At 70.9% G+C, this 23232-nt stretch carries 17 protein-coding genes; 5 read left to right on the top strand and 12 right to left on the bottom strand.

Annotated features, from left to right (window positions below; translation table 11 throughout):
* Positions 1–91: 91 nt before the first annotated feature.
* Positions 92–2032: a long-chain fatty acid--CoA ligase gene (locus tag ABIA33_RS26720; RefSeq protein ID WP_370085090.1), complete on the bottom strand. Its 1941-nt coding sequence runs from the start codon at positions 2030–2032 to the stop codon at positions 92–94.
* Between the two features lie 277 nt (positions 2033–2309).
* On the opposite strand from ABIA33_RS26720, the gene ABIA33_RS26715 reads away from it, so the two are divergent.
* Positions 2310–4043 carry an ABC transporter ATP-binding protein gene (locus ABIA33_RS26715; RefSeq protein ID WP_370085088.1) on the top strand — a complete coding sequence of 578 codons (1734 nt, stop codon included), beginning with the start codon at positions 2310–2312 and terminating at the stop codon, positions 4041–4043.
* 73 nt (positions 4044–4116) lie between these two features.
* Positions 4117–6087 carry an ABC transporter ATP-binding protein gene (locus ABIA33_RS26710; protein WP_370085086.1) on the top strand — a complete coding sequence of 657 codons (1971 nt, stop codon included), beginning with the start codon at positions 4117–4119 and terminating at the stop codon, positions 6085–6087.
* Between the two features lie 64 nt (positions 6088–6151).
* On the opposite strand, the gene ABIA33_RS26705 is transcribed toward ABIA33_RS26710, so the two are convergent.
* Together ABIA33_RS26705 and ABIA33_RS26700 are read right to left on the bottom strand one after the other, a co-directional pair.
* The gene (locus ABIA33_RS26705; RefSeq protein WP_370085085.1) at positions 6152–7984 is read right to left on the bottom strand and encodes a protein kinase; all 1833 of its coding nucleotides are present in this window, start codon (positions 7982–7984) and stop codon (positions 6152–6154) included.
* 114 nt (positions 7985–8098) lie between these two features.
* Positions 8099–8908 carry a DUF6597 domain-containing transcriptional factor gene (locus ABIA33_RS26700; protein ID WP_370085084.1) on the bottom strand — a complete coding sequence of 270 codons (810 nt, stop codon included), beginning with the start codon at positions 8906–8908 and terminating at the stop codon, positions 8099–8101.
* 65 nt (positions 8909–8973) lie between these two features.
* On the opposite strand from ABIA33_RS26700, the gene ABIA33_RS26695 reads away from it, so the two are divergent.
* On the top strand, positions 8974–9555 hold the full coding sequence (locus tag ABIA33_RS26695; RefSeq protein ID WP_370085083.1) for a TIGR03086 family metal-binding protein: 582 nt from the start codon (positions 8974–8976) through the stop codon (positions 9553–9555).
* A gap of 103 nt (positions 9556–9658) precedes the next feature.
* On the opposite strand, the gene lepA is transcribed toward ABIA33_RS26695, so the two are convergent.
* Together lepA and ABIA33_RS26685 are read right to left on the bottom strand one after the other, a co-directional pair.
* The gene (gene lepA / locus ABIA33_RS26690; RefSeq protein ID WP_370085082.1) at positions 9659–11530 is read right to left on the bottom strand and encodes a translation elongation factor 4; all 1872 of its coding nucleotides are present in this window, start codon (positions 11528–11530) and stop codon (positions 9659–9661) included.
* Between the two features lie 127 nt (positions 11531–11657).
* Entirely contained in the window at positions 11658–12089 is a 432-nt protein-coding gene (locus ABIA33_RS26685) for a hypothetical protein (RefSeq protein ID WP_370085081.1), read from the bottom strand.
* 222 nt (positions 12090–12311) lie between these two features.
* On the opposite strand from ABIA33_RS26685, the gene ABIA33_RS26680 reads away from it, so the two are divergent.
* Both ABIA33_RS26680 and rpsT read left to right on the top strand, forming a co-directional pair.
* Positions 12312–12635: an antibiotic biosynthesis monooxygenase gene (locus tag ABIA33_RS26680; protein ID WP_370085080.1), complete on the top strand. Its 324-nt coding sequence runs from the start codon at positions 12312–12314 to the stop codon at positions 12633–12635.
* Positions 12636–12766: 131 nt separating this feature from the next.
* Complete coding sequence (gene rpsT, locus ABIA33_RS26675; protein WP_370085079.1) at positions 12767–13033, top strand: 30S ribosomal protein S20; 267 nt, start codon at positions 12767–12769, stop codon at positions 13031–13033.
* A gap of 271 nt (positions 13034–13304) precedes the next feature.
* Here the strand turns inward: rpsT and holA are convergent, their stop codons facing one another.
* From holA to leuS, 7 genes are all read right to left on the bottom strand, one after another.
* A complete protein-coding gene (holA, locus tag ABIA33_RS26670; protein WP_370085078.1) occupies positions 13305–14288 on the bottom strand; it encodes a DNA polymerase III subunit delta in 984 nt (327 codons plus the stop codon).
* Positions 14289–14638: 350 nt separating this feature from the next.
* Positions 14639–14929: a hypothetical protein gene (locus tag ABIA33_RS26665; protein ID WP_370085077.1), complete on the bottom strand. Its 291-nt coding sequence runs from the start codon at positions 14927–14929 to the stop codon at positions 14639–14641.
* 7 nt (positions 14930–14936) lie between these two features.
* Complete coding sequence (locus ABIA33_RS26660) at positions 14937–17354, bottom strand: ComEC/Rec2 family competence protein (protein WP_370085076.1); 2418 nt, start codon at positions 17352–17354, stop codon at positions 14937–14939.
* A 12-nt stretch (positions 17355–17366) separates the two neighbouring features.
* A complete protein-coding gene (locus ABIA33_RS26655) occupies positions 17367–18308 on the bottom strand; it encodes a helix-hairpin-helix domain-containing protein (protein ID WP_370085075.1) in 942 nt (313 codons plus the stop codon).
* A 128-nt stretch (positions 18309–18436) separates the two neighbouring features.
* On the bottom strand, positions 18437–19276 hold the full coding sequence (locus ABIA33_RS26650) for a DegV family protein (protein WP_370085074.1): 840 nt from the start codon (positions 19274–19276) through the stop codon (positions 18437–18439).
* Between the two features lie 75 nt (positions 19277–19351).
* The gene (locus ABIA33_RS26645) at positions 19352–20041 is read right to left on the bottom strand and encodes a hypothetical protein (protein WP_370085073.1); all 690 of its coding nucleotides are present in this window, start codon (positions 20039–20041) and stop codon (positions 19352–19354) included.
* Between the two features lie 161 nt (positions 20042–20202).
* Entirely contained in the window at positions 20203–23076 is a 2874-nt protein-coding gene (gene leuS / locus ABIA33_RS26640) for a leucine--tRNA ligase (protein WP_370085072.1), read from the bottom strand.
* Between the last annotated feature and the right edge of the window lie 156 nt (positions 23077–23232).

Genomic DNA, 23232 nt, shown 5'->3' with positions numbered 1-23232 from the left:
GCCTGGTCTCCGACCGCGCCGCCGAGAGGTGATCACCCACCGGACAACACGCCAGGCCAGCACGCCCGAGTCTCAATCGAGCACCACGCCGTTAGGCCTCGTTCGCGCCCTCGTACATCGCGGCGATGGCGTCGGCGTTCTCGCGCTCCACGACCGGACGCTTCACCTTGAGGCTCGGGGTGAGCTCGCCGTGCTCGATGTCCAGGTCGCGCGGCAGGACGGTGAACTTCTTGATGGTCTGCCAGCGCTGCAGGTCGCCGTTGAGGCGCTGGACGAAGCCGTCGATCAGCTGGTGCACCTCGGCGGAGGAGCAGACCTCCGCGTAGGACTTCCCCTCCTGGCCGTGCGCACCGGCCCACTGCATGATGGTGGGCTCGTCCAGGGTGATCAGCGCGGTGCAGAAGTTGCGTCCGTTGCCGATCACCAGGATGTTGCTGACGAACGGGCAGACCGCCTTGAAGCGGCCCTCGACCTCGCTGGGAGCGACGTACTTGCCGCCGGAGGTCTTGAACATGTCCTTCTTGCGGTCGGTGATCTTGACGAAGCCGTCCTTGTCGATCTCGCCGATGTCACCGGTGTGGAACCAGCCGTCGGGCTCCAGCACCTCAGCGGTCTTCTCGGGCTGGTTGTGGTAGCCGCGCATCACGCCGGGGCCGCGCAGCAGGATCTCGCCGTCCTCCGCGATCCGGACCTCGGAGCCGGGCAGGGGGGTGCCGACGGTGCCGACGCGGTAGTTCTCACCGGGGTTGACGGTCGATCCGGCGCTGGTCTCGGTCAGACCGTAGCCCTCCAGGATGTGCACCCCGGCGCCAGCGAAGAAGTAGCCGATCTCGGGGGCGAGGGCGGCGCTGCCGGAGACGCAGGCGCGCATCCGGCCGCCGAAGGCCGCGCGGATCTTGGCGTAGACGAGCCTGTCGGCCAGGGCGTGCTGGAGCGTCAGGCCGAGCGGGACGGTCTTGGTCCCGGTCGCCACCAGCGACTCCTGGCCGGTGCGGGCGTAGTCGCGGGCGACCTTGGCGGCCCACAGGAAGATCTTGTACTTGGCGCCGCCCTCGGCGCGGGCCCGGCCGGCGATGCCGTTGTAGACCTTCTCGAACACGCGCGGCGCCGAAGCCATGTAGGTCGGCTGGACCACCGGCAGGTTGTGGATGATCCGGTCCACCCGGCCGTCGACCGCGGTGACCGAGCCGAGCTGGATGTGGCCCGAGGTGAGGGTCTTGCCGAAGACATGGGACAGCGGGAGCCAGAGGTACTGCACGTCGTCGGCGCTGAGCAGGCCGGTACAGGACTGCGCGGCAGCCTGGTAGGCCCAGCAGTCGTGGACGAGGCGCACGCCCTTGGGCCGGCCGGTGGTGCCGGAGGTGTAGATGAGGGTGGCGAGCTGCTCGCGGTCGATGGCGGCGACGGTGCTGCTCACCGCGTCCGGGTGCTCCTTGAGGTACGCGGCCCCGCGCTCCTCGAGCTCTCCGAGCGTCAGCACCTCGACGGCGTCGCTGGGCTCGGCGGGCTTGCTGCCGTCGATGGTGACGATGTGCTTCAGCTCGGGCAGGCTCCCGATCTCGGAAAGGATCTTGGCGAGCTGCTTACCGTCCTCGGCGATGACCGCCCGACTGCCGGAGTCCTCCAGGATGTAGGCCGTCTCCTCGGCGTTGGTGCTGGGGTAGACGGCGGTGACGGCGGCGCCGGCGCACATGATGCCGAGGTCGGCGAGGATCCACTCGATCCGGGTCGAACACGAGATCGCGACCCGTTCCTCCGGCCGGATACCCAGGGCCATCAGCCCGCCCGCGACCGCGTTGACTCGCTCCGCCGTCTGCCCCCAGGTGAGCGAGCGCCACTGCTCCGCGCCCGGCGCGCCATCGGCGGCGTGCTCGTCCACCGGGACGGGGTAGCGGTAGGCCTCCCGGTCGGGGGTCTCCGCGACCCTGGACAGGAACAGCTGCGCCACGGAGGCAGGTCGGTCGTCGATCAACGACGGCTGGGGGAGCGTCGCAGTGGAGAGCGTCGCTGCACTGTCTGCTGTGGGGCTCACGGCTACCTCCGGGGGCCCAGCTACCGGGCCGAGACATTTGTTAACTCACGAGTAACTAGCGGGCAACGATCAGAGTAGGACGTTCCGGCCGCTCGCGTAAGGGGTGATGTGCGCGGAGCCCGAAATCAACTTGCCGGTCGGCAAGTAAGCGACCTAGCATGGCCACCTTGAGCGATGCCCTCCCGATGCCAGGGGAAACCGGGTACGGTGTACGCAGAAATATCGCTCCCAGCCTGCCCTCGTCCCTCGCTCCGCCCCACCTCCTTGAGAGAACCGTGTGCTGATCCGACTCCTGCGGGCCCACCTCGGCCCTTACACCAGGCCCATCGTCATCCTGGTGCTGCTGCAGCTGATCCAGACCATCGCCACCCTCTACCTGCCCACCCTCAACGCCGACATCATCGACAACGGCGTCATCAAGGGTGACACCACCTACATCCTGCAGACCGGCGGGCTGATGCTCGCGGTGACGCTGGCCCAGGTCGTGTGCGCCATCGGCGCGGTGTACTTCGGAGCGCGCACCGCGATGGCGTTGGGACGCGACATGCGCGCCTCCGTCTTCGACCGGGTTCAGTCCTTCTCCGCCCGCGAGGTCGGCCAGTTCGGCGCGCCCTCGCTGATCACCCGCAGCACCAACGACGTCCAGCAGGTCCAGATGCTGGTGCTGATGACGTTCACGCTGATGGTCTCCGCGCCGATCATGTGCGTCGGCGGCATCATCCTGGCGCTCAACCAGGACGTGCAGCTGTCCTCGCTGCTCGTCGCGATCGTCCCGGTGCTGGGCGTGGTCATCGGCGTGATCGTCAGCCGGATGCGCCCGCTGTTCCGCTCCATGCAGGAGCGCATCGACACCGTCAACCGCATCATGCGCGAGCAGATCACCGGCCTGCGGGTGATCCGGGCCTTCGTCAAGGACACCCACGAGCGCGAGCGCTTCGGCACCGCCAACGAGGAGCTCACCGACACCGCGGTGCGCGTCGGCAAGCTGATGGCGCTGATGTTCCCGCTGGTCATGATGGTCGTGAACGTCTCCAGCGTCGCCGTGATGTGGTTCGGTGCGCACCGCATCGAGAGCGGCGGCATGCAGATCGGCGCGCTCACCGCGTTCCTCAGCTATCTGATGCAGATCCTGATGTCGGTGATGATGGCGACCTTCATGTTCATGATGGTGCCCCGCGCCGAGGTCTGCGCCGAGCGGATCCAGGAGGTGCTGGACACCGAGACCACGGTCGTCCCGCCGCTCGCCCCCGTCCGCGAGCTGCGGCGGGCCGGCTTCCTCGAGCTGCGCGGCGCGGAGTTCCGCTACCCCGGCGCCGAGTCCTGCGTGCTGCGGAACGTCAGCCTCAGCGCCCGCCCCGGCGAGACCACCGCGATCATCGGCAGCACCGGCAGCGGCAAGACCACCCTGCTCACGCTGATTCCCCGGCTTTCCGACGCCACCGACGGCTCCGTCCTGGTCGACGGCGTGGACGTACGCGACCTCGACCCGGTGCTGCTGGCCAGGACCGTCGGACTGGTTCCGCAGAAGCCGTACCTGTTCACCGGCACCGTCGCCAGCAACCTCCGCTACGGCAACCCCGACGCCACCGACGAGGAGCTCTGGGCAGCGCTGGAGACCGCGCAGGCCAAGGACTTCGTCTCCGAGCTGGCCGAGGGCCTGAACGCACCCATCGCCCAGGGCGGCACCAATGTGTCCGGCGGGCAGCGCCAACGCCTCGCCATCGCCCGCGTGCTGGTGCGCCGCCCGGAGATCTACCTCTTCGACGACTCCTTCTCCGCCCTGGACTACGCCACCGACGCGCGGCTGCGCGCGGCCCTCGCCCACGAGACCGCCGACGCCACCGTCGTGATAGTCGCCCAGCGCGTCAGCACCATCCGCGACGCCGACCGGATCATCGTCCTGGACGAGGGCGAGGTCGTCGGCACCGGCACCCACCACGAGTTGATGGACAGCAACACGACCTACCGCGAGATCGTCCTCTCCCAGCTCACCGAGGAGGAGGCGGCGTGAACCAGCGAAGCGAGCGAACAATCAACAGGTGCGTACGTCGCGCGGCGACCCACCGGCGAAGCGGAGCGGGCGCATGAGCGACAACCAGAAGCCCGCCGCCGCACCGCGCCGCGGCCCGGCCCCGGCGCTCGGTCCGGCCCGCATGATGGGCGGTCAGCCCACCGAGAAGTCGATGAACTTCAAGGGGTCGGGCAAGCGTGTGCTCGGTCTGCTCCGCCCCGAACGCGGGCTGATCGGCGGCGTGCTGGCGCTCGCCGCCGTCAGCGTGACACTGTCCGTGATAGGCCCCAAAATCCTCGGGAACGCCACCGACCTGATCCTTGCAGGGGTCTTCGGCAAGCAGCTGCCCGCCGGCTCCACCCAGGCCGGGGCGGTCGCCCACCTACGGGCCGCAGGCCAGACCAAGCAGGCCGACATGCTGGCCTCGATGCACGTCAACCCTGGCCAGGGCATCGACTTCCACGCCGTCGGCGTCGTGCTGCTCTGGGTGCTGGCGATCTACGTCCTCTCCGGTGTCGCCGGAATCATCCAGGCGCGGCTCGCCAACCGCGCCCTCCAGCGCGCGGTCAAGCGGCTGCGCGGCGACGTCGAGGACAAGATCGCCCGGTTGCCGCTCAGCTACTTCGACCAGCAGGCGCGCGGCGAGGTTCTCAGCCGGGTAACCAACGACATCGACAACATCGGGCAGACCCTGCAGCAGACATTCAGTCAGGTCATCGTCTCGCTGCTGACCATCGTCGGCGTACTCACCATGATGTTCTACATCTCCTGGATGCTCGCGCTGATCGCGCTGATCAGCATCCCGGCCTCGGCGATCGTCGCCGCGAAGGTGGGCAAGCGGGCCCAACCGCAGTTCGTCGCCCAGTGGAAGACCACCGGCAGGCTCAACGCGCACATCGAGGAGATGTATAGCGGGCACGCCCTGGTCAAGGTCTTCGGCCGGCAGGAGGAGTCCGCCGAGCTGTTCAAGGAGCAGAACGAGAGGCTCTACGCCTCCAGCTTCAAGGCGCAGTTCATCTCCGGAGTGATCCAGCCGTGCATGATGTTCATCGGCAACATCAACTACGTGCTGGTCGCGGTCGTGGGCGGTCTGCGGGTCGCCTCGGGTGCGCTGTCCATCGGTGACGTGCAGGCGTTCATCCAGTACTCGCGGCAGTTCAGCCAGCCGCTGACCCAGGTCGCCAGCATGTCCAACCTGCTCCAGTCCGGCGTCGCCTCGGCGGAACGCGTCTTCGAGCTGCTGGACGCCCCCGAGCAGGATCCCGACCCCGCCTCGCCGGCGCGTCCCACGGAACTCCGCGGACGGGTCGCCTTCGAGCACGTGGCCTTCCGCTACGACGCGGACAAGCCGCTGATCGAGGACCTCTCGCTGACGGCCGACCCCGGCCACACCGTCGCCATCGTCGGCCCCACCGGCGCGGGCAAGACCACCCTGGTGAACCTGCTGATGCGGTTCTACGAGGTCACGGGCGGCCGGATCACCCTGGACGGGGTGGACGTGGCGAAGATGTCGCGCGAGGAACTGCGCGCCGGCATCGGCATGGTGCTTCAGGACACCTGGCTGTTCGGCGGCTCCATCGCCGAGAACATCGCCTACGGGCGCGAGGGGGCCACCCGTGCGGAGGTCGTCGCCGCGGCGAAGGCCGCCCACGTCGACCGCTTCGTCCGCACCCTGCCGAAGGGGTACGACACCGTCATCGACGACGAGGGCACCGGCGTCAGCGCGGGCGAGAAGCAGCTGATCACCATCGCCCGGGCGTTCCTCGCCGAGCCGTCGATCCTGGTCCTGGACGAGGCGACCAGCTCGGTCGACACCCGTACCGAAGTGCTGATCCAGCGCGCCATGGCCAAGCTGCGGACCGGCCGTACGGCGTTCGTCATCGCGCACCGGCTTTCCACGATCCGCGACGCCGACACCATCCTGGTGATGGAGAACGGCGCGATCGTGGAACAGGGCACCCATGCGGAGCTGTTGGACGCGGACGGCGCGTACTCGCGTCTGTACTCGGCCCAGTTCTCCCAGGCCGTGGCCGAGGTGGACTGACCGGCGCGGCATCGGCAGCGGTAGCAGCAGCGGGCCCCTTCGCACGTCGAGGGGGCCCGCTCTGTCAGTTGGCGCTGCGCAGCGCCGCCCAGGTGATCGGCCCCACCTGGCCGTCCACCTGGAGGCCCCTGGCCGACTGGAACTGCTCCACGGCCGCCTTGGTGTCCGGGCCGAACTGGCCGTCCACGCCCGATGATCCGATGCTGTAGTGGAGGTAGTCGAGCATGCACTGCACCTCGACCACACGGTTGTTGTTGTCCCCGGACTGGGTCAGCGCGTTGCCCGAGTAGTAGGTGCACACCGAGCCGGCCGGCGCCCGCGGGGTTGGCTTGGGTGGCGGTGCGGCCGACGTGGGCGCGGCCTGGCTGGGGCTGGTGCGCGGAGCGGGCGCGGCACTGGTGACGGAGGACTTCGAGGGAGCGGCGGACGTGCCGGGCGCTGCACCAGGGGTCGCCGTGGTGCTGTGGCCGGCGCTCGCCGAGGCGGGCGCGCTGGACCCGGCCGACGACGGGGCGGCCGAGGCCGACGGCGCCGCTGATCCGGTGACGCCGGCCACCTGACCTGCCGCCGAGGTCGGCCCGTCGCTCGCCGTCTGACCTGCGGCGGCGGCCCGGTGTCCGGAGGTGCCCGCGAGCAGAACCGTGACCGTGGCGATGGCGGCCACGGCGGCCACCGCTCCACCGACCAGCCACGCGCTGCGGCGCTGCGGCTGCTGGTGCTGCTGTGGCTGGTGCTGCTGCGGCTGCGGCTGCGGCGGTACGGGGTGCGGCTGCGACAGCGGCGATGGTGCCGCCGGTCCGAAGCCGGGCTGCACCTGCGGGACCGTGGGGAAGGTGCGCTGCGGCTGCGGCTGCGGCTGCGGCGCGGCCGGTACCGGGGCGCGCGCGGAGAGCAGCACCGTGTCCCCCACCGGCTCCGCCTGGAGCGGCAACTGCTGGACGGACAGCGCGACCTGAACTCTCGTCATGATCGCGGCACTGAGCGTCGCCGACCACGGCGCGGGCACCTGCCGCGACGCGGCGGCTTCGACCACGGACGCGGGCGTTGGCCGCTTCTCCGCGTCCTTGTCCAGGCAGGCGGCGACCAGTTCCGCCAGCTCGGCGTCGATCCCGGCGATCCTCGTCAGCACCTCTTCCTTGGGCGGCTCGAAGGCGACCCGGTGCAGGACGTCAACGCTGGTGCCGTCGCCGAACGGGGCGTTCCCGGTCAGCGCGTACGCCAGGACCGAGGCGAGCGCGAAGACGTCCGAGGAGGTGCTCACCGGCAGACCGCGGACCTGCTCCGGAGACATGTAGGCGGGAGTGCCCACCTGCTGTCCCGTGGTCGTGATCGAGCTGGTGTCAGCCGCCTGGGAGATACCGAAGTCGATGACCCGCGAGCCGTCGGCACCGAGGATCACGTTCGACGGCTTCACGTCGCGGTGCACGACGCCGACGCGTTCCATCGCTCCGAGAGCCTGACCCAGGTCGGCCGCGAGCCGCCAGGTCGCGGCTGCGTCCAGCGGGCCGTACTCCTTCACCGCGTCGGAGAGGCTGAGTCCCGGAATGTAGTCGGTGGCCATCCACAGCAGGTCGCCGTCGAAGCCGCTGCCGAGCAGCACCGCGGCCTGCTCCCCGTGCACCCTGGCCAGCGACGCCGCCTCGCGCTCGAAGCGCAGGCGGAACTGCGAGTCGTCCGCGTACTCCGGCCGGATCACCTTGACCGCCGCCAGCCCCGGAGCGCCGCCCGCGTCACGTCCCAGGTAGATCCGGCCCATCCCGCCGCCGCCGAGCATGGCGACGATCTGGAACGGGCCGACCTGCCGGGGGTCGGTGCCCCGGAGCGGTACCGCACCGAGCCGGTCCAGTCCCGTGCTCGCGAACACGCGCGGGTCGGAGAGTGGATGGTTCTGCTGCATGGGACGACCCGGTTTCCTCGCATGACAGGGATCATCGGGAGGTTATCGCAGCGGCCCCAGGCGTCGACTCCGCCCACGCCGGTGCGCGCCGCCGTCAGCGCTGGGCGCCCGCCGTCAGCGCTGCGCGTAGCGGGTCGGTGGAAGGCCGACGACAGCGGTGAAGTCGCGGCTGAAGTGGGCCTGGTCGGCATAGCCGAGGTCGGTGGCCAGAACGGCCCAGTCCACGGTGACGCCCTGCTCGTCGGCGCGCTGTGCCGCCTCGTGCAGCCGGGCCCGGCGCAGCACCCACTTGGGCCCCGCGCCGACGTACTCGGCGAAGAGCCGCTGGAGGGTGCGGGCGGACACTCCGCAGCGTTCGGCGAGCTGCTCGACGCGGACGAGCGCGTGGTCGGTCGTGGCGGTCTCGACCATCGCGGCGACCTCGACGGCCTGCGGGTCGAGCGCCGGGAGGCGCTGCAGCAGGAAGGCGTCAGCGATGTCCGCAAGCGCCGACGGACCTTCCTCCAGCAGGACGTGACGGTTCGTCTCCTCGACGGCGGAGCCGAACACCTCGGTCGCGGGCACCACCCGGTCGGCGAGCTCCTGCACAGGGCGGCCCCAGAACGGACGGAACCCGCCGGGGTGGAACTTCACACCGAGGACCTGGCCGTGCCCTTCCAGACGACGCACGAAGAGCCCCCGGTCCACCCCGTACACGCCTGCTCTCGGCTCCTCGAAGACCAAGTGCACATTGGGATGGGAGAGGACCTTCTGCTCGTACGGAGGCTGCCCGCGCAGGTCCCAGCGGACGTTCCAGTAGAACTCCACGAACGGCGCCAGCGCCGCTGCGGGTTCGAAGCGGTCGAGCGTGAAGCGGCCGACCGCGCCCTGTGGGTGCAGCACGCCCCGCGGGGCCTCCGCACCGCCCGCGTCCGCGCTGGTCATGGCAGTCAGCCTATGCTGTCGCGTTTCTTCAAGACAGCCGGACGGCTGGTGCCTAGCGTGGACCCATGACGAATCTGCTTCCGCAGCTCACAGCCGCTGCCGCCGAGGCCGCCCGGGTAGCCCGCGCGGTCACCCCTGAACAGTTGTCCGACGCCACGCCCGCTACGGAGTGGGACGTCAGGACTCTGGCCAACCATCTTGTCCTGTGGACCTCGTACAATTTCGAGCTCCGTTCGCGCGGGGAGTCGGTTCCCGACGACTGGCAGAAGCGCGACTTCACCGCCGAACCCGGCTGGGCAGACGCCTACGCCGCCCAACTGGACCGGGCGATGGCAGCCTGGGCGGATCCGGCTGTGTGGGAGGGCGAGGTCAAGATGGGCGACTCGTCCATGCCCGCAGCTGCCGTCGCCGGCATGATCCTGCTTGAACTGGTGCTGCATGGTTGGGAGTTGGCGGTAGCCACGGGACAGGAGTTCAGCGTCCCCGGGTCGGTGGACGCGGCGACCCTGGGCCTGGTCGAGGAGTACGCCGAGATGTACCGGCAGTACGCGGGCTTCGCCGAGCCGTTGCCGGTCGGCGCGGAGGCGGCGGCCTTCGAGCGGGCGCTCGCGCTGTCAGGCCGCGACCCGAGCTGGTCAGCGACCTGACAGAACGACAACTTCCCGGACAGCACCGCGTGCCCGGGGCAGGACGCAGGAACGGGCGGCAGGTGCTCGATCCCTCGAGTTCCTGCCGCCCGTTCCGGTCCGGCTACTTCTTCTTCTCCGAGGGGGCGTCCGCGTCCGTCGACAGCGCGGCGATGAAGGCCTCCTGCGGCACCTCCACGCGACCGACCATCTTCATCCGCTTCTTGCCCTCTTTCTGCTTCTCCAGCAGCTTCCGCTTACGGGAGATGTCACCGCCGTAGCACTTCGCCAGGACGTCCTTGCGGATCGCGCGGACGGTCTCGCGGGCGATGACGCGCGAGCCGATGGCGGCCTGGATCGGCACCTCGAACTGCTGGCGCGGGATCAGCTTCTGCAGCTTCCCGGCCATCATCACGCCGTAGTTGTAGGCCTTGTCCTTGTGGACCACGGCGGAGAAGGCGTCCACCGCGTCGCCGTGCAGCAGGATGTCGACCTTGACCAGGTCCGCCGCCTGCTCGCCGATGGGCTCGTAGTCGAAGGAGCCGTAGCCGCGGGTCTTGGACTTCAGGATGTCGAAGAAGTCGAAGACGATCTCGGCGAGGGGGAGGGTGTAGCGGAGCTCGACCCGGTCCTCGGAGAGGTAGTCCATGCCCTGCAGATTGCCGCGGCGGGCCTGGCAGAGCTCCATGATCGCGCCGACGAACTCGTTCGGCGCCAGGATGGTGCCGCGCACGACGGGCTCGTTCACCTCGGTGATCTTGCCGCCGGGGAACTCGCTGGGGTTGGTGACGGTGATCTCGGTGCCGTCCTCCATCACCACGCGGTAGACCACGTTGGGGGCGGTGGAGATCAGGTCCAGGTTGAACTCGCGCTCCAGGCGCTCCCGGATGATCTCCAGGTGCAGCAGGCCGAGGAAGCCGCAGCGGTAGCCGAAGCCAAGCGCCACCGAGGTCTCCGGCTCGTAGACCAGGGCGGCGTCGTTGAGGCGCAGCTTGTCCAGGGCGTCGCGCAGCAGCGGGTAGTCCGAGCCGTCCAGCGGGTAGAGGCCGGAGAAGACCATCGGGCGCGGTTCCTTGTAGCCGCCCAGCGCCTCGGTCGCACCCTTGTGCATCGAGGTGATGGTGTCACCGACCTTGGACTGCCGGACGTCCTTCACTCCGGTGATGATGTAGCCGACCTCGCCGACGCCCAGGCCGTCGGCGACCTTGGGTTCCGGGGAGATGACGCCGATCTCCAGCAGTTCGTGGGTGGCGCCGGTGGACATCATCTCGATGCGCTCACGCTTGGTCAGCTCGCCGTCGACGACCCGGACATAGGTGACGACGCCGCGATAGGTGTCGTACACCGAGTCGAAGATCATCGCACGGGCCGGGGCGTCCTTGACGCCGACCGGAGCGGGGACCTTCTTGACGACCTCGTCCAGGATCGCCTCGACGCCGAGGCCGCTCTTGGCGCTGGCCAGCAGCACGTCCTCGGGCTCGCAGCCGATGATCCGGGCCAGCTCCTCGGCGTACTTCTCCGGCTGGGCGGCCGGGAGGTCGATCTTGTTGAGCACCGGGATGATCGTGAGGTCGTTCTCCAGCGCCAGGTAGAGGTTGGCGAGGGTCTGCGCCTCGATGCCCTGGGCCGCGTCCACCACCAGCAGGGTGCCCTCGCAGGCCGCCAGCGAGCGGGACACCTCGTAGGTGAAGTCGACGTGTCCCGGGGTGTCGATCATGTTGAGGATGTGCGTGGTGCCCTGGTTGTCGCCGCTGAGCGGGGCCCAGGGCAGCCGGACCGCCTGCGACTTGATGGTGATGCCGCGCTCGCGCTCGATGTCCATCCGGTCGAGGTACTGGGCGCGCATCTGCCTCGGGTCGACCACGCCGGTGATCTGCAGCATCCGGTCGGCGAGCGTGGACTTGCCGTGGTCGATGTGAGCGATGATGCAGAAGTTGCGGATCAGCGCCGGGTCGGTGCGGCTGGGCTGCGGAACGTTGACGGGGGAGGCGGGCACTCAGGGTCCAATGGTGTCGAGTGGCTGGAGCAGGACTCCCGCGCGGCAGCGCGAGCGCGGAAGGTTCTGCCTATCGTCCCACGACCGGGGACCTCGCCGCTCAGGCGCTCACGCCCGCCGCCCGGTGTCAGCTCCTGCCGACATCGGTGCCCGTACTCGTGCCCGCACCTGTGCGTGCGGCGAGCGCCCAACCGATCAGCGGGGCCTGCAGCGGGAGGCGGCCGTAGGCGATGGCGCGCTTCACCGTTGAGGCGTGCCGCCAGTCGTAGGCCATCTGCACATTCGCCGGGTAGACGGCGGCGAACAGGCCCGCCGCGGCGAGACCGCCGAGGCGACGGGTCCGCGGCACGAACAGCGCCGCAGCGACCGCCAGCTCCGCCGCGCCGCTGGCCTTCGTCCAGGTCCGAGGACTTCCGGGCAGCACCTTGGGGACGATCGCGTCGAAAGGAACCGGCACGGCGAAGTGCAGCAGGCCCGACCCCGCCAGGAAGCCGGAGAGCAGCAGCGCGGACCGAGAGCTGGAAGCGGCGGCGCGGAAGCGGCCGATGGCGGAGGTCATGCGGCTCAGACTGGCATAAGACCGACCGGCAAATGGAGGGTGGAAGAAGGAGCGGGTCGAGGGCCGAGTCTGGGCGGGGCAGAGGAAGGAGCCACTGCGGAGCATTGGCGACTGACGACAACCCGGTCAGGCGAGAGCCATCGGCCCGCGACGCCGCCCTCCATTTGCCGTTCGGTCTCAGGCCTGGCGCTGCGGGAGTCGTCCGGGGCAGGATCACCGAGCATGATCCTCGAATCCGCACGGCTCGACGTCGTCCCGGGCCAGGTCTCCGACTTTCTCGCCGCCTTCGACCGGGCCCGCCCGCTCATCGCCGTCCAGCCGGGCTTCCGCTCGCTGCGGCTGCTCCCCTGCCTCGACGCGGGAGGCGAGTCGCGGTTCCTGCTGCAGGTGGAATGGGACCGTCTCGAGGACCACACCGAGGGATTCCGGAACTCGCCCGAGTACCAGCGGTGGCGGGAGCTGCTGCACCACTTCTACGACCCCTTCCCGCTCGTCGAGCACTACCTGCTGGAGCAGCCCGAGGACCCCGCGCCCGGTTTGGGATGAGCCGAACGCCCCTGGTAGTCTGGGCCACCGTGTCTGCGATGCTGCATGCCCTCCGACCGGGTGACCGGGAGGCCGGCAGGTCGCCGAGCGGACACCAACTCTGTTCCAACCAATCAGACTGAGGCTCTTTCGTGGCGAACATCAAGTCCCAGATCAAGCGCATCAAGACCAACGAGAAGGCTCGTCAGCGCAACAAGGCTGTCAAGTCCTCGCTGAAGACCGCCGTCCGCAAGGCCCGTGAGGCCATGGAGGCCGGCGACGTCGAGAAGGCCACCGCGCTGACCCGCGAGGCCAACAAGAAGCTCGACAAGGCCGCCAGCAAGGGCGTCATCCACAAGAACCAGGCTGCCAACAAGAAGTCGGCGCTCGCCGCCAGGGCTGCCGGTCTGCAGGGCTGACCTCCTCGCTCGAGGCGCTTCAGGATCACTTCTTGATGCTTGATGTGACCTGCCGGAACGGGTGACGCGGTCCCTCTCAACCGCTCCGATCCGGCCACTGCACGGGCCGTCCGGCCCTCTACCCGGGCGCTGTGCAGGATCCTCGCACCGCACGCGGCCTGCGTTCGCCACGCGGGTGCGGTGCAGTTTGAAGGCTTCAGACGAACACGAAGGCCCCCGCCTCTCCGGATCTCCGGAGAGGCGGGGGCCTTCGTGCTTCCCGGCGTCCCGGTCAGCGCTGGGAGCGGGCGGCGCGGGAGACGGCGACGACGCACTGCTCCAGCGCGTATGCCGGGTCACCGGAGCCGCCCTTCACGGCGGCGTCGGCATCGGCGATGGCGCGCAGCGCGGCGGCGACCCCGTCGCCGGTCCAGCCGCGGAGCTGCTGGCGGACGCGGTCGATCTTCCACGGGGGCATGCCGAGCTCGCGGGCCAGATCGCCGGGACGCATGCCGCGGTCGGCGGTGGCGACCCGGCCGATCGCACGGACACCCGAGGCCAGCGCGAAGACGATGCCGGTGGGCTTCTCCCCCACGGCGAGTGCCCAGCGGAGCTGGCCCAGCGCCTCGGCGGTCCGACCGGTCACGGCCAGGTCGGCGACCTGGAAGCCGGAGGACTCGGCCCGACCGGTGTAGTAGCGGGCGACGACGGTCTCGTCGATGGTGCCCTCGGTGTCGGCGGCGAGCTGGCTGCAGGCGGAGGCGAGCTCGCGCAGGTCGCTGCCGACGGAGTCGAGCAGGGCCTTGCAGGCGTCCTCGGTTGCGGAGCGGCCGGTGACCCGGAACTCGGCGCGGACGAAGGCAAGCTTCTCCGCGGGCTTGCTGAACTTGGGACAGGCGACCTCGCGGGCCCCCGCCTTCTTCGCTGCGTCGAGCAGCCCCTTGCCCTTCGCGCCGCCGGCGTGCACCAGCACGAGCATCACCTCGGGCGCCGGGTCGTCCAGGTACGCCTTGATCTCCTTGACGGTGTCGGCGGCGAGGTCCTGGGCGGCGCGGACGACGATGACCTTGCGCTCGGAGAACAGGGACGGGCTGGTCAGCTCGCTGAGCATGCCCGGCTGCAGTACGCCCGGCTGGATGTCCCGTACGTCGGTGTCCGGGTCCGCCTGCCGGGCGGCGGCCGTGATCTGCGCGACGGCGCGGTCGAGCAGGAGCTCCTCCTGGCCGACGACGAGAGTCAGCGGGGAGAGCAGGTCATCAGCGGGTTTCCTGGCCATCGCGGTCAGCCTATAGGTCGGGACCGACAGACCCGCCGGCTTAGACCGACCGGCAAATGGAGGGCGGAAGAAGAAGGGGGTCCCCCCGGCCGAAGGTTGGGGGAGGGTCGAGGGCCGAGTCCAGGCGGTGCCGACGAAGGAGCCATGGCGGAGCCCTGGCGACTGAGGAGAAGCCGTCTGGGCGAGAGCCATCGGCCCGCGACGCCGCCCTCCATTTGCCGGTCGGTCTTAGAGGCTCCGCCAGTAGGGGGCTGGATGAAGGAGCGGGGCGAGGGAGGGGGCACCCCCGGACGGAGTTTGAGGGAGACAGCCATCGGCACGCGACGCCAGCCCCCTACTGGCGGAGCCTCTCAGTCGTCGGCCGGATGGCTCTCCACCCCTCGGTCGAGCCAGCCCTCGAGCCAGCCCTCATGGGTACCGGCGAGCGCGTCGAGGGCCTGCGGAGTGAGGGCAGCCGGGAGCGGCGGGTGCAGCACGACGAGCCACTGGGCGTCCTCGGCGTCGTCCTCCCCCGCGAGGGCCTCCCGGTGCAGTTCCGGCTCGGGCAGTTCGGGGTGGCCCTCGGTGAGCTCGTCCGCGACCGCCTCGGCGGCGTCGCGGTCGGGCAGAACCAGAACGTAGGGGTCGTCATCGCTGTGCACCCACGCATTATCGGGGACGGGTCGCCACGGACAGTCGACCGTGGCCGTCGTCCAGGACGGCGAGGTCGCCCTGCTGGTCGGTGCGGAGCACGGTGCTGCCGACCGAGCGCAGCAGCGCGAGAGTGGAGGGGGCCGGGTGGCCGTAGGTGTTGCTGAGGGCGCAGGAGATCAGAGCCAGGCGGGGATTCAGGGCACGGAGCAGGTCGGCGTCCTGCCTGCCGGAGCCGTGATGGGCGACCTTGAGCAGGTCCAGGTGGCGCAGGGCCGGGTATCCGGGGAGTTGGTCGAGCAGCCGGGCCTGGGCCGGCGGTTCCAGGTCACCGAGGAAGGCCATCCGCAGGTCGGGGGTGGTGAGCAGAAGGGCGACGCTGGCGTTGTTGGGGCCGGGGGTGTCGGCGTCCAGTGGACCTCGCGGCCACAGCACCTGCCAGTGCAGGTCGCCGAGGCTGCGCCGCTCGCCGACGGCGACCCGCAGCAACGGCACCCCGGCTGCCCCGGCCCACTTCCTGATCCTGGCCCACTCGCCGGCCGGCTCCTCGTCCGGGCTGGTCTCGATCGCCCCCACCTCGCGGTCGTGCAACACCCCCGGCAGTCCTTCGACGTGGTCCGCGTGGTCGTGGGTGAGCAGCAGCAGCGGGATCCGGGTGATCTCCAGATTCCGCAGGCACCCGTCGACTGCGCGCGGGTCCGGGCCCGCGTCGATCACCAGGGCCGTCCCCGGGTCGGTGCCCGAGGAGACGACGACGGCGTCGCCCTGGCCCACGTCGCAGGCCACCACCCGCCAGTGCGGCGGCGGCCAGCCGGTGACCAGGCGGGTCAGCGGGGCCGGTCGCAGTAGCAGGGCGAGCAGCGCCAGCACCAGACCGACGGCGACGATGCGCTGCCGCAGGACGGGCAGGCAGGCGAGGGCCGCGCAGGTCACAGCGGCGAGCAGGAGGGCTCCCGGCCAGCCGCCGGGCCAGGCGATCTCCGCGCCAGGGAGGTCGGCGGCGCGACGGGCGAGAGTGGTGATCCACTCGGTGGGGACGGCCGCGAGCCGGGCAAGCAGGACTGCGACGGTCATCGAGAGCGGGGCGGCCGCCAGTGCGGCGAAGCCGAGCAGGGTGGCCGGGGCGACTGCCGCCTCGGCCAGGAGGTTGCAGGGAACGGCGACCAGGCTGACCCTGGCCGCCTTCAGGGCGAGCAGCGGTCCGCACAGGGCCTGGGCCGCAGCCGCACAGGCCACGGCTTCGGCGACGAGACGCGGCCAGCCCCGGCGGACCAGGGCCTCGGCCCAGCGCGGCCCGAGGGTCAGCAGCCCCGCGCTGGCCAGCGCCGACAGGGCGAAGCCGTACGAGCGGGCCAGCCAGGGATCGACCAGCATCAGCAGCAGGGTCGCTCCGGCGAGTGCGGCGCTTGCCGCCGCGCGCCGCCCGGTGGCCAGGGCCAGCAACATGATCAGGCCGGTCGCTGCGGCCCGCAGCACGCTCGGGTCGGGGCGGCAGAGGATGACGAAGCCGACGGTGAGCGCCACCCCGGCGGCCGCGGTAGACCGCAGCGGCAGGCCGAGCCGGCCGGCGAGCCCGCCTCGCTCCGGTGTGCGGGAGCGCGACGCCGCGCCGATCAGCAGGGTCAGCACGATGCTGAGATTCGCTCCGGAGACTGCGGTGATGTGCGCGAGGTCGGTGGTGAGGAACGCCTCCTCCAGGTCCGGAGGCATCCGGCTGGTGTCACCCACCACCAGGCCGGGCAGCAGCGCCCTCGGGTCGGGGTCGAGCGGGTCGCTTGCCCGGCGCAGCCCCGACCGCAGGGACCCGGCGATCCGCTGCAGCAGCCCGGGCGTAGCGAGGATGTGCGGCGGCCCCCGGGTGAACAGCAGGGCGGCGACCTCGCCTCCGGCGTCCGCCGTGCGCAGGCGCGCCTCCGCGCTGAGCCGGGTCGTGGGCAGCAGGGTCAGCCAGCGGGCGGAGTCGGGCCCTTGGGCGACAACGGTGACGGGGGTGCGGGTGGCGGTGCTGTCCACTCTGTCGACGGTGGCTTGAAAAACGACGTAGGGAGCGCTCGTGGACGTGCCCTCGCTGGGGTCCCTAGTGACGGTCAGCTCGACAGCCACCGTGGCCTGCCGTCGGGCGAGACCGGGCAGCGGGCCGCGGTGCAGGTCCGCCGTCGCGAGGGTGGTGGCGACGGCTGCCGCCGCCGCGCTGAGCAGCAGCCCGGCCAGGGAGCGGTGCAGGGGGTGACGGCCCTTCAGCAGCAGCGCCCCGGCCGCGCACACGGCGAGCAGGGCTCCGAGCAGCACCCAGGGCACCGTCCACGGCTGCGCTCCCAGCAGCGCGGCGGCCGTACCCCAGACCACCACCGCTGGTCCGAGCAGCCTCAGATCCTGCGGCGGTGTCGCGTCCACCGTGACAGGCTCCGCTGCCGCCGTCGTCGGCGTAGCGGTCATGTTCCACCTCCCTCAGGGTCGCAGCACCGCACGGAGATCCTTCAGCCGACGCTCGCCGAAGCCGCTGACACGTCGGAGCTGGTCGACGGACGTGAAGCCGCCGTGCTCGGCCCGGTACTGGATGATGCGCTGGGCCAGGACCGGACCCACTCCGGGCAGCGCGTCGAGTTGCTGGAGCGTCGCCCCGTTGAGGCTGAGCGGGGTGGTCGGCGCGACGGCAGCGCCGGGCGCTCCCCCGGCCGCGCTGCCGACGGCCGCCCCGGCGGGGCCGACGATGATCTCTTCGCCGTCGTTGAGGAGCCGGGCCAGGTTCAGCCCGGTCAGATCCGTGCCGGGGACCGCTCCTCCTGCGGCGCGCAGGGCGTCCTGGACCCGCGATCCCGGAGGCAGCGTCCGCACCCCCGGCTCGCGGACTTTGCCTGCCACGTCCACGACCGGCCCGGTAGCTGTGGGCGGCCGAGGCCTGCCGGACGGGTCGGCGGGCGGGCTGGGTGACGCCGAGCCTTCTGCCGTGGGCACCGCGACCGGCTCCGGACGGCCGCTCCAGAAGTGCTGTACGCCGTAGCCGAGGGCGAGCACGAGCAGTACGGACAGGCCGACCACCGCACGCCGATCCAGGTCCAGCCGCTCCTGCAGGGCAAGCGGCAGGCGGCGCACCATGCGCGCAGCGGGGAACAGAGCCGAGGCAGGGGCCGAGGAGTGAGTCGAGCCAGGAGCCGGGGCCGGGGCCGGGGCAGCGGCAGGAGCCGGGGCACGGGCGCGGGGTTCCTCCGTGCCGTAGCGACGGTCGGCGTACGGGGGCAGGTCGGTCTCGGGTGAAGCGCGGGAAAGCCGGGGCGAGGCGGCGGGGCGCATCCGCCGGGGCGCCGGCTGGTCGGGCCCGAACAGCGTGTCCATACGCTGCCGGACCAGGTCGGTGGTGTCCCGGTGCGAGCCGGTGAGCATGGTCCTCATGCCGACGACGCTAGACCGGGAACTGGAGCGCCCAGCAGCTGAACTGACGGCCTGTGGACAACTCGGGGGGTGTGCACAACTCGCTCACTCGAACGAGTGAGGAGGCATGCCGGTCGTACCCGAGGCGCTCAGCGCGGCGAGACGACTACCGCGAGCAGCCCCGGCCCCACGTGGGCGCCGATCACGGCGCCCACCTCGCCCACGTGCAGCTCTCCCAGCCCGGGGATGCGTTCGCGCAGGCGCTCCGCGAGCAGCAGCGCACCCTGCTCCGCGGCCAGGTGGTGCACTGCCAGATCCACTTCCGCGGACCCGGCCTGCTGGATCGCGATCTCCTCCAGCCTGGCGATGGCCCGGCTGGAGGTACGGACCTTCTCCAGTGGCTGGATCCGGCCGTCGGCCAGGTGCAGCAGCGGCTTCACCGCCAGCGCCGACCCCAGCATCGCCCGGGCGGCGCCGATCCGACCGCCGCGGCGCAGGTACTCCAGCGTGTCCACGTAGAAGAAGCCGGTCGTGCCCGCCGCCCGCTTCTCGGCCGCGTTGACCACCTCGTCGATGGTTCCGCCGGCCTGGGCGGTGGCCGCCGCCGCCAGCACGCAGTAGCCGAGCGCCATGCCGACCATGCGGGTGTCCAGGACCCGTACCGGCAGCGGGGCGTCCTCGGCGGCGAGCAGGGCGGCCTCGTAGGTCCCCGACAGTTCGGCGGACAGGTGCAGTGAGACGACGGCGTCCGCCCCCCGCGCCGCTGCCGTCCGGTAGGCGGCGGCGAACGCCTCGGGGTTGGGACGCGAGGTGGTGACGTGCACGCGCCGTTGCATCGCCTCGGCCACGTCCCCGGGCGAGACGTCGACTCCCTCCGCGAGCACCTGGTCGCCGATCACCACGCACAGCGGCACCACGTCGATCCCGTAGCGGGTCACCGCCTCGTCGGAGAGATAGGCAGTGGAGTCGGTGACGAGGGCGACGGGCATGTCCGGGAGGTTACCCGTCCGGGAGGGGAAGGGACAGGGACAAAGCCCTGGTGACACCTCTGATGGACGCGCGTGTCAACCCGCGGAGGCTCCCGGTTGGGTCTTCGGCTGGGTCTTCGGCTGCGGCTTGCGGAGCCGGTCCCCCAGCGCGCCGAGGCGCTCGCGCGCCCCTTCCAGTCCCGCCGCCTCCCGGTGGGCCGCCGCCTCCCCCTGCGGAACCGCCGCCGGGGTCCAGTGCCGCAGCGCACCCGCCTCCGCCTCGCACTCCTCACCCAGCCGGGCCAGGTCCTCGTCGGCGAAGCGGTGCATCCGGTCCTGCGCGGCCCAGCGCAGCGAGGAGGCGAGGTGAACGATCCGCTCCGCGCGCTCCTGCACGGCGGCGAGTCGCCGCTCGACCCTCGCCGCGTCCGGTTCGCGCTCCAGCAGCCGCAGTTCGCCGTCCAGCTCGGCCGCGTGCCCGTCGAGGCGGGCGAGCAGCGTCAGTGCCTCGACCAGTTCATGGTCCTCCTCCGCGCCTGTCTCCAGGACCCGGCGTGAGGAGGTCAGCGCGACCCGCACCTCGGAGCGCAGCCCGGCGACCTTGCCGTGCACGCCGCCCCGGGTCAGCGATCTGGCCTTGATGGCGACGTCCTCGGCGGCCCGCCGGGCCTGCGGCGCGGCCCGGCCTACGGCGCGCTTGGCCTTGACGATCACCAGGCCGGTGAGCGCGACGACCCCGCCCATCAGCAGCACGGCGAGAACCAGCACGATGACGAGTGCTTCCACGGCGGATCTCCTCCCCAGAAGACGACAAGGTCGGGACAGGACTTGTCCCCCCACGGTAGACCCGTGGGGGGACAGTCAGGCCCGTTCCCGGCCCGGCCGGCGGCAGATCAGGGGAAGCTCAGGGTTACGGCCTGGGGAGCGACAGGGCTCGGGCATGGTGCTCAGCCCGTGACGATGTTCACCAGCTTGGGCGCGCGAACGATGACCTTGCGCACCTCGGCTCCGCTGATCGCCGCCACCACGTTCGGCGCGGCCAGCGCCAGCGTCTCCAACTCGGCGTCGCCGATCGACGGCGGCACCTCCAGCCGCGCCTTGACCTTGCCCTTGACCTGCACGACGCAGGTCACCGTGTCGTCGACCAGGTAGGCGGGGTCGGCCTCGGGCAGCGGCTGGTGCACCAGCGAGGTTGTGTGGCCCAGCTTGGCCCACAGCTCCTCGGCGATGTGCGGCGCCAGCGGCGCGACCAGCAGCACCGCCTGCTCGGCCACCACGCGAGGCGTGCTGCCGCGCTTGACCAGGTAGTTGTTCAGCTCGGTGGCCTTGGCCACGGCCGTGTTGAAGCGCAGCCCGGTCAGGTCCCTGCGGATACCGTCGATGGCCTTGTTCAGGGCTCGCAGCGTCGCCTCGTCCGGCTCCTCGTCGGTGACGACGACCGCGCCGGTCTCCTCGTCCACGATGGTGCGCCACAGCCGCTGCAGGAAGCGGAAGGAGCCGACCACGGCCCGGGTGTCCCAGGGGCGGGACACGTCCAGCGGGCCCATCGCCATCTCGTACAGGCGCAGGGTGTCCACGCTGTACTCCTCGGTGACCTCCTCGGGGGCGACCACGTTCTTCAGCGACTTGCCGATCTTGCCGATCTCCCGGCTGACCTGCTCGCCCTGGTAGAACCAGGCCCCGTCGCGCTCTTCCACCTCGGCCGCCGGGACCGGGAAACCGCGCTCGTCGCGGTAGACCTGACCCTGGATCATGCCCTGGTTGAACAGCTTGTGGAACGGCTCCTTGGAGCTCACGTGGCCCAGGTCGAACAGCACCTTGTGCCAGAAGCGCGAGTACAGCAGGTGCAGCACCGCGTGCTCCGCGCCGCCCACGTACAGGTCCACGCCACCCGCCGGCTTGTCCGCGTCGGGCCCCATCCAGTAGCGCTCGTTGGTCGGGTCGACGATCTGCGCGTCGTTGTCCGGGTCGACGTAGCGCAGCTCGTACCAGCAGGAGCCGGCCCAGTTGGGCATGGTGTTGGTCTCGCGGCGGTACTTCCGGACGCCCTCGCCCAGCCCCAGGTCCAGCTCGACCGTGACCCAGTCCTCGCGGCGCGACAGCGGCGTCTCCGGGGAGGTGTCGGCGTCGTTCGGATCGAAGGTGCGCGGCGAGTAGTCGTCGATCTCGGGCAGCTCGACCGGCAGCATCGACTCGGGCAGCGGGTGCGCGACGCCGTCCTCGTCGTAGACGATCGGGAAGGGCTCGCCCCAGTAGCGCTGGCGGCTGAACAGCCAGTCACGCAGCTTGAAGTTGACGGTGCCCTCGCCGATGCCGCGCGCGGTCAGCCAGTCGGTGATGGTCTTCTTGGCGTCGACGACGCCCAGGCCGTCCAGCGAGACCTCGTCGTTGGCGGAGTTCACGATCGCCGCGTCGTAGGAGACAAAGGCGTCGTCCCACCCGGCTGGGTCGGTGCCGCGGCCGTCGCTCGGCTGGACGACGCAGCGCATCGGCAGGTTGAAAGCGCGCGCGAACTCGAAGTCGCGGTGGTCGTGGGCGGGGACGGCCATGATCGCGCCGGTGCCGTAGCCCATCAGCACGTAGTCGGCGATGAACACCGGGACCTGCTCGCCGCTGACCGGGTTGGTCGCGTACGCGCCGGTGAACACGCCGGTCTTGCTCTTGCCCTCGGTCTGCCGCTCCACCTCGGACTTGCCGGCGGCCTGCTTGCGGTACGCGGCGACGGCCTCGACGGGGGTGGCCTGGCCGCCGGTCCACTCGGCGGGCAGGTCGGCGGACGGCCAGACGGCCGGGACGATGGCGTCGACCAGCTCGTGCTCGGGGGCCAGCACCATGTAGGTCGCACCGAACAGGGTGTCAGGGCGGGTGGTGAAGACGGTGATCGAGGCGCCCTCGACACCGGTCACCTCGAAAGCGACCCGCGCGCCCTCACTGCGGCCGATCCAGTTGCGCTGCTGCAGCTTGATCGCGTCCGGCCAGTCCAGCAGGTCCAGGTCGTCGATCAGCCGGTCGCCGTACGCGGTGATCCGCATCATCCACTGGCGCAGGTTGGCCTTGAACACCGGGAAGTTGCCACGCTCGGAGCGGCCGTCGGCGGTGACCTCCTCGTTGGCCAGCACCGTGCCCAGGCCGGGGCACCAGTTGACCGGGGCCAGCTTGATGTAGGCCAGGCGGTAGTCGCTCAGCACCTCGCCGCGCTCGACGTCGCTCAGCTCGGCCCAGGTGCGGCCGTCGGGAGTGGCCTGCTCGCCGCGCTCGAAGCGGGCGACCAGCTCGGTGATCGGGCGGGCCTGGCCGGCCTCGGGGTCGTACCAGGAGTTGAAGATCTGCAGGAAGATCCACTGGGTCCACTTGTAGTACGACGGGTCGATCGTGGCGATCGACCGGCGCGAGTCGTGGCCCAGGCCCAGGCTGCGCAGCTGCTCGCGGTACCGGGTGATGTTCGCCTCGGTGGACACCCGGGGGTGTGTGCCGGTCTGCACGGCGTACTGCTCGGCCGGCAGGCCGAAGGCGTCGAAGCCCATCGTGTGCAGCACGTTGTGGCCGGTCATCCGCATGAAGCGGGCGTAGACGTCGGTGGCGATGAAGCCCAGCGGGTGTCCGACGTGCAGGCCCGCGCCCGAGGGGTACGGGAACATGTCCATGATGAAGGCGTGCGGACGCCCCGCGACCTCGCTGCCGTCGGCCAGGGCGCCGACCGGGTTGGGGGCGTCGAAGACGCGCTCACGCTCCCAGCGGTCCTGCCACTCGCTCTCGATCCGCGCCGCCAGCGCGGGGGTGTATCGGTACGCCTCGGGCGCCTCGGGTGTGGTCTCGCTCATCGTCCTCAGACTCCATCAGGGGTTCGGCCGGGCCGTACCGGACCCGTCCTCCAGCAGAACCGCGTACATCAGCAGCTCCGGAAGCTCCGGAAAACAGAAAGACCCCTCGCAGGAGGGGTCGCCACGCTGACTCCGGCCCTGTCCCACGGTTCTGTG

This window comes from Streptacidiphilus sp. MAP12-16, assembly GCF_041262165.1.
In the GTDB taxonomy this organism is placed as follows: domain Bacteria; phylum Actinomycetota; class Actinomycetes; order Streptomycetales; family Streptomycetaceae; genus Streptacidiphilus.
The sequence above is the reverse complement of the archived record's forward strand: the minus strand, read 5'-3'. Positions and strand labels throughout refer to the sequence as shown.

Bases quoted from the DNA above. Each gene is read 5' to 3' on its own strand.
- ABIA33_RS26710 (WP_370085086.1), top strand. From the start codon at position 4,117: ATGAGCGACAACCAGAAGCCCGCCGCCGCACCGCGCCGCGGCCCGGCC.
- ABIA33_RS26705 (WP_370085085.1), bottom strand. From the start codon at position 7,984: ATGCAGCAGAACCATCCACTCTCCGACCCGCGCGTGTTCGCGAGCACG.
- ABIA33_RS26700 (WP_370085084.1), bottom strand. From the start codon at position 8,908: ATGACCAGCGCGGACGCGGGCGGTGCGGAGGCCCCGCGGGGCGTGCTG.
- ABIA33_RS26695 (WP_370085083.1), top strand. From the start codon at position 8,974: ATGACGAATCTGCTTCCGCAGCTCACAGCCGCTGCCGCCGAGGCCGCC.
- ABIA33_RS26685 (WP_370085081.1), bottom strand. From the start codon at position 12,089: ATGACCTCCGCCATCGGCCGCTTCCGCGCCGCCGCTTCCAGCTCTCGG.
- ABIA33_RS26680 (WP_370085080.1), top strand. From the start codon at position 12,312: ATGATCCTCGAATCCGCACGGCTCGACGTCGTCCCGGGCCAGGTCTCC.
- holA (WP_370085078.1), bottom strand. From the start codon at position 14,288: ATGGCCAGGAAACCCGCTGATGACCTGCTCTCCCCGCTGACTCTCGTC.
- ABIA33_RS26660 (WP_370085076.1), bottom strand. From the start codon at position 17,354: ATGACCGCTACGCCGACGACGGCGGCAGCGGAGCCTGTCACGGTGGAC.
- ABIA33_RS26655 (WP_370085075.1), bottom strand. From the start codon at position 18,308: ATGAGGACCATGCTCACCGGCTCGCACCGGGACACCACCGACCTGGTC.
- ABIA33_RS26650 (WP_370085074.1), bottom strand. From the start codon at position 19,276: ATGCCCGTCGCCCTCGTCACCGACTCCACTGCCTATCTCTCCGACGAG.
- leuS (WP_370085072.1), bottom strand. From the start codon at position 23,076: ATGAGCGAGACCACACCCGAGGCGCCCGAGGCGTACCGATACACCCCC.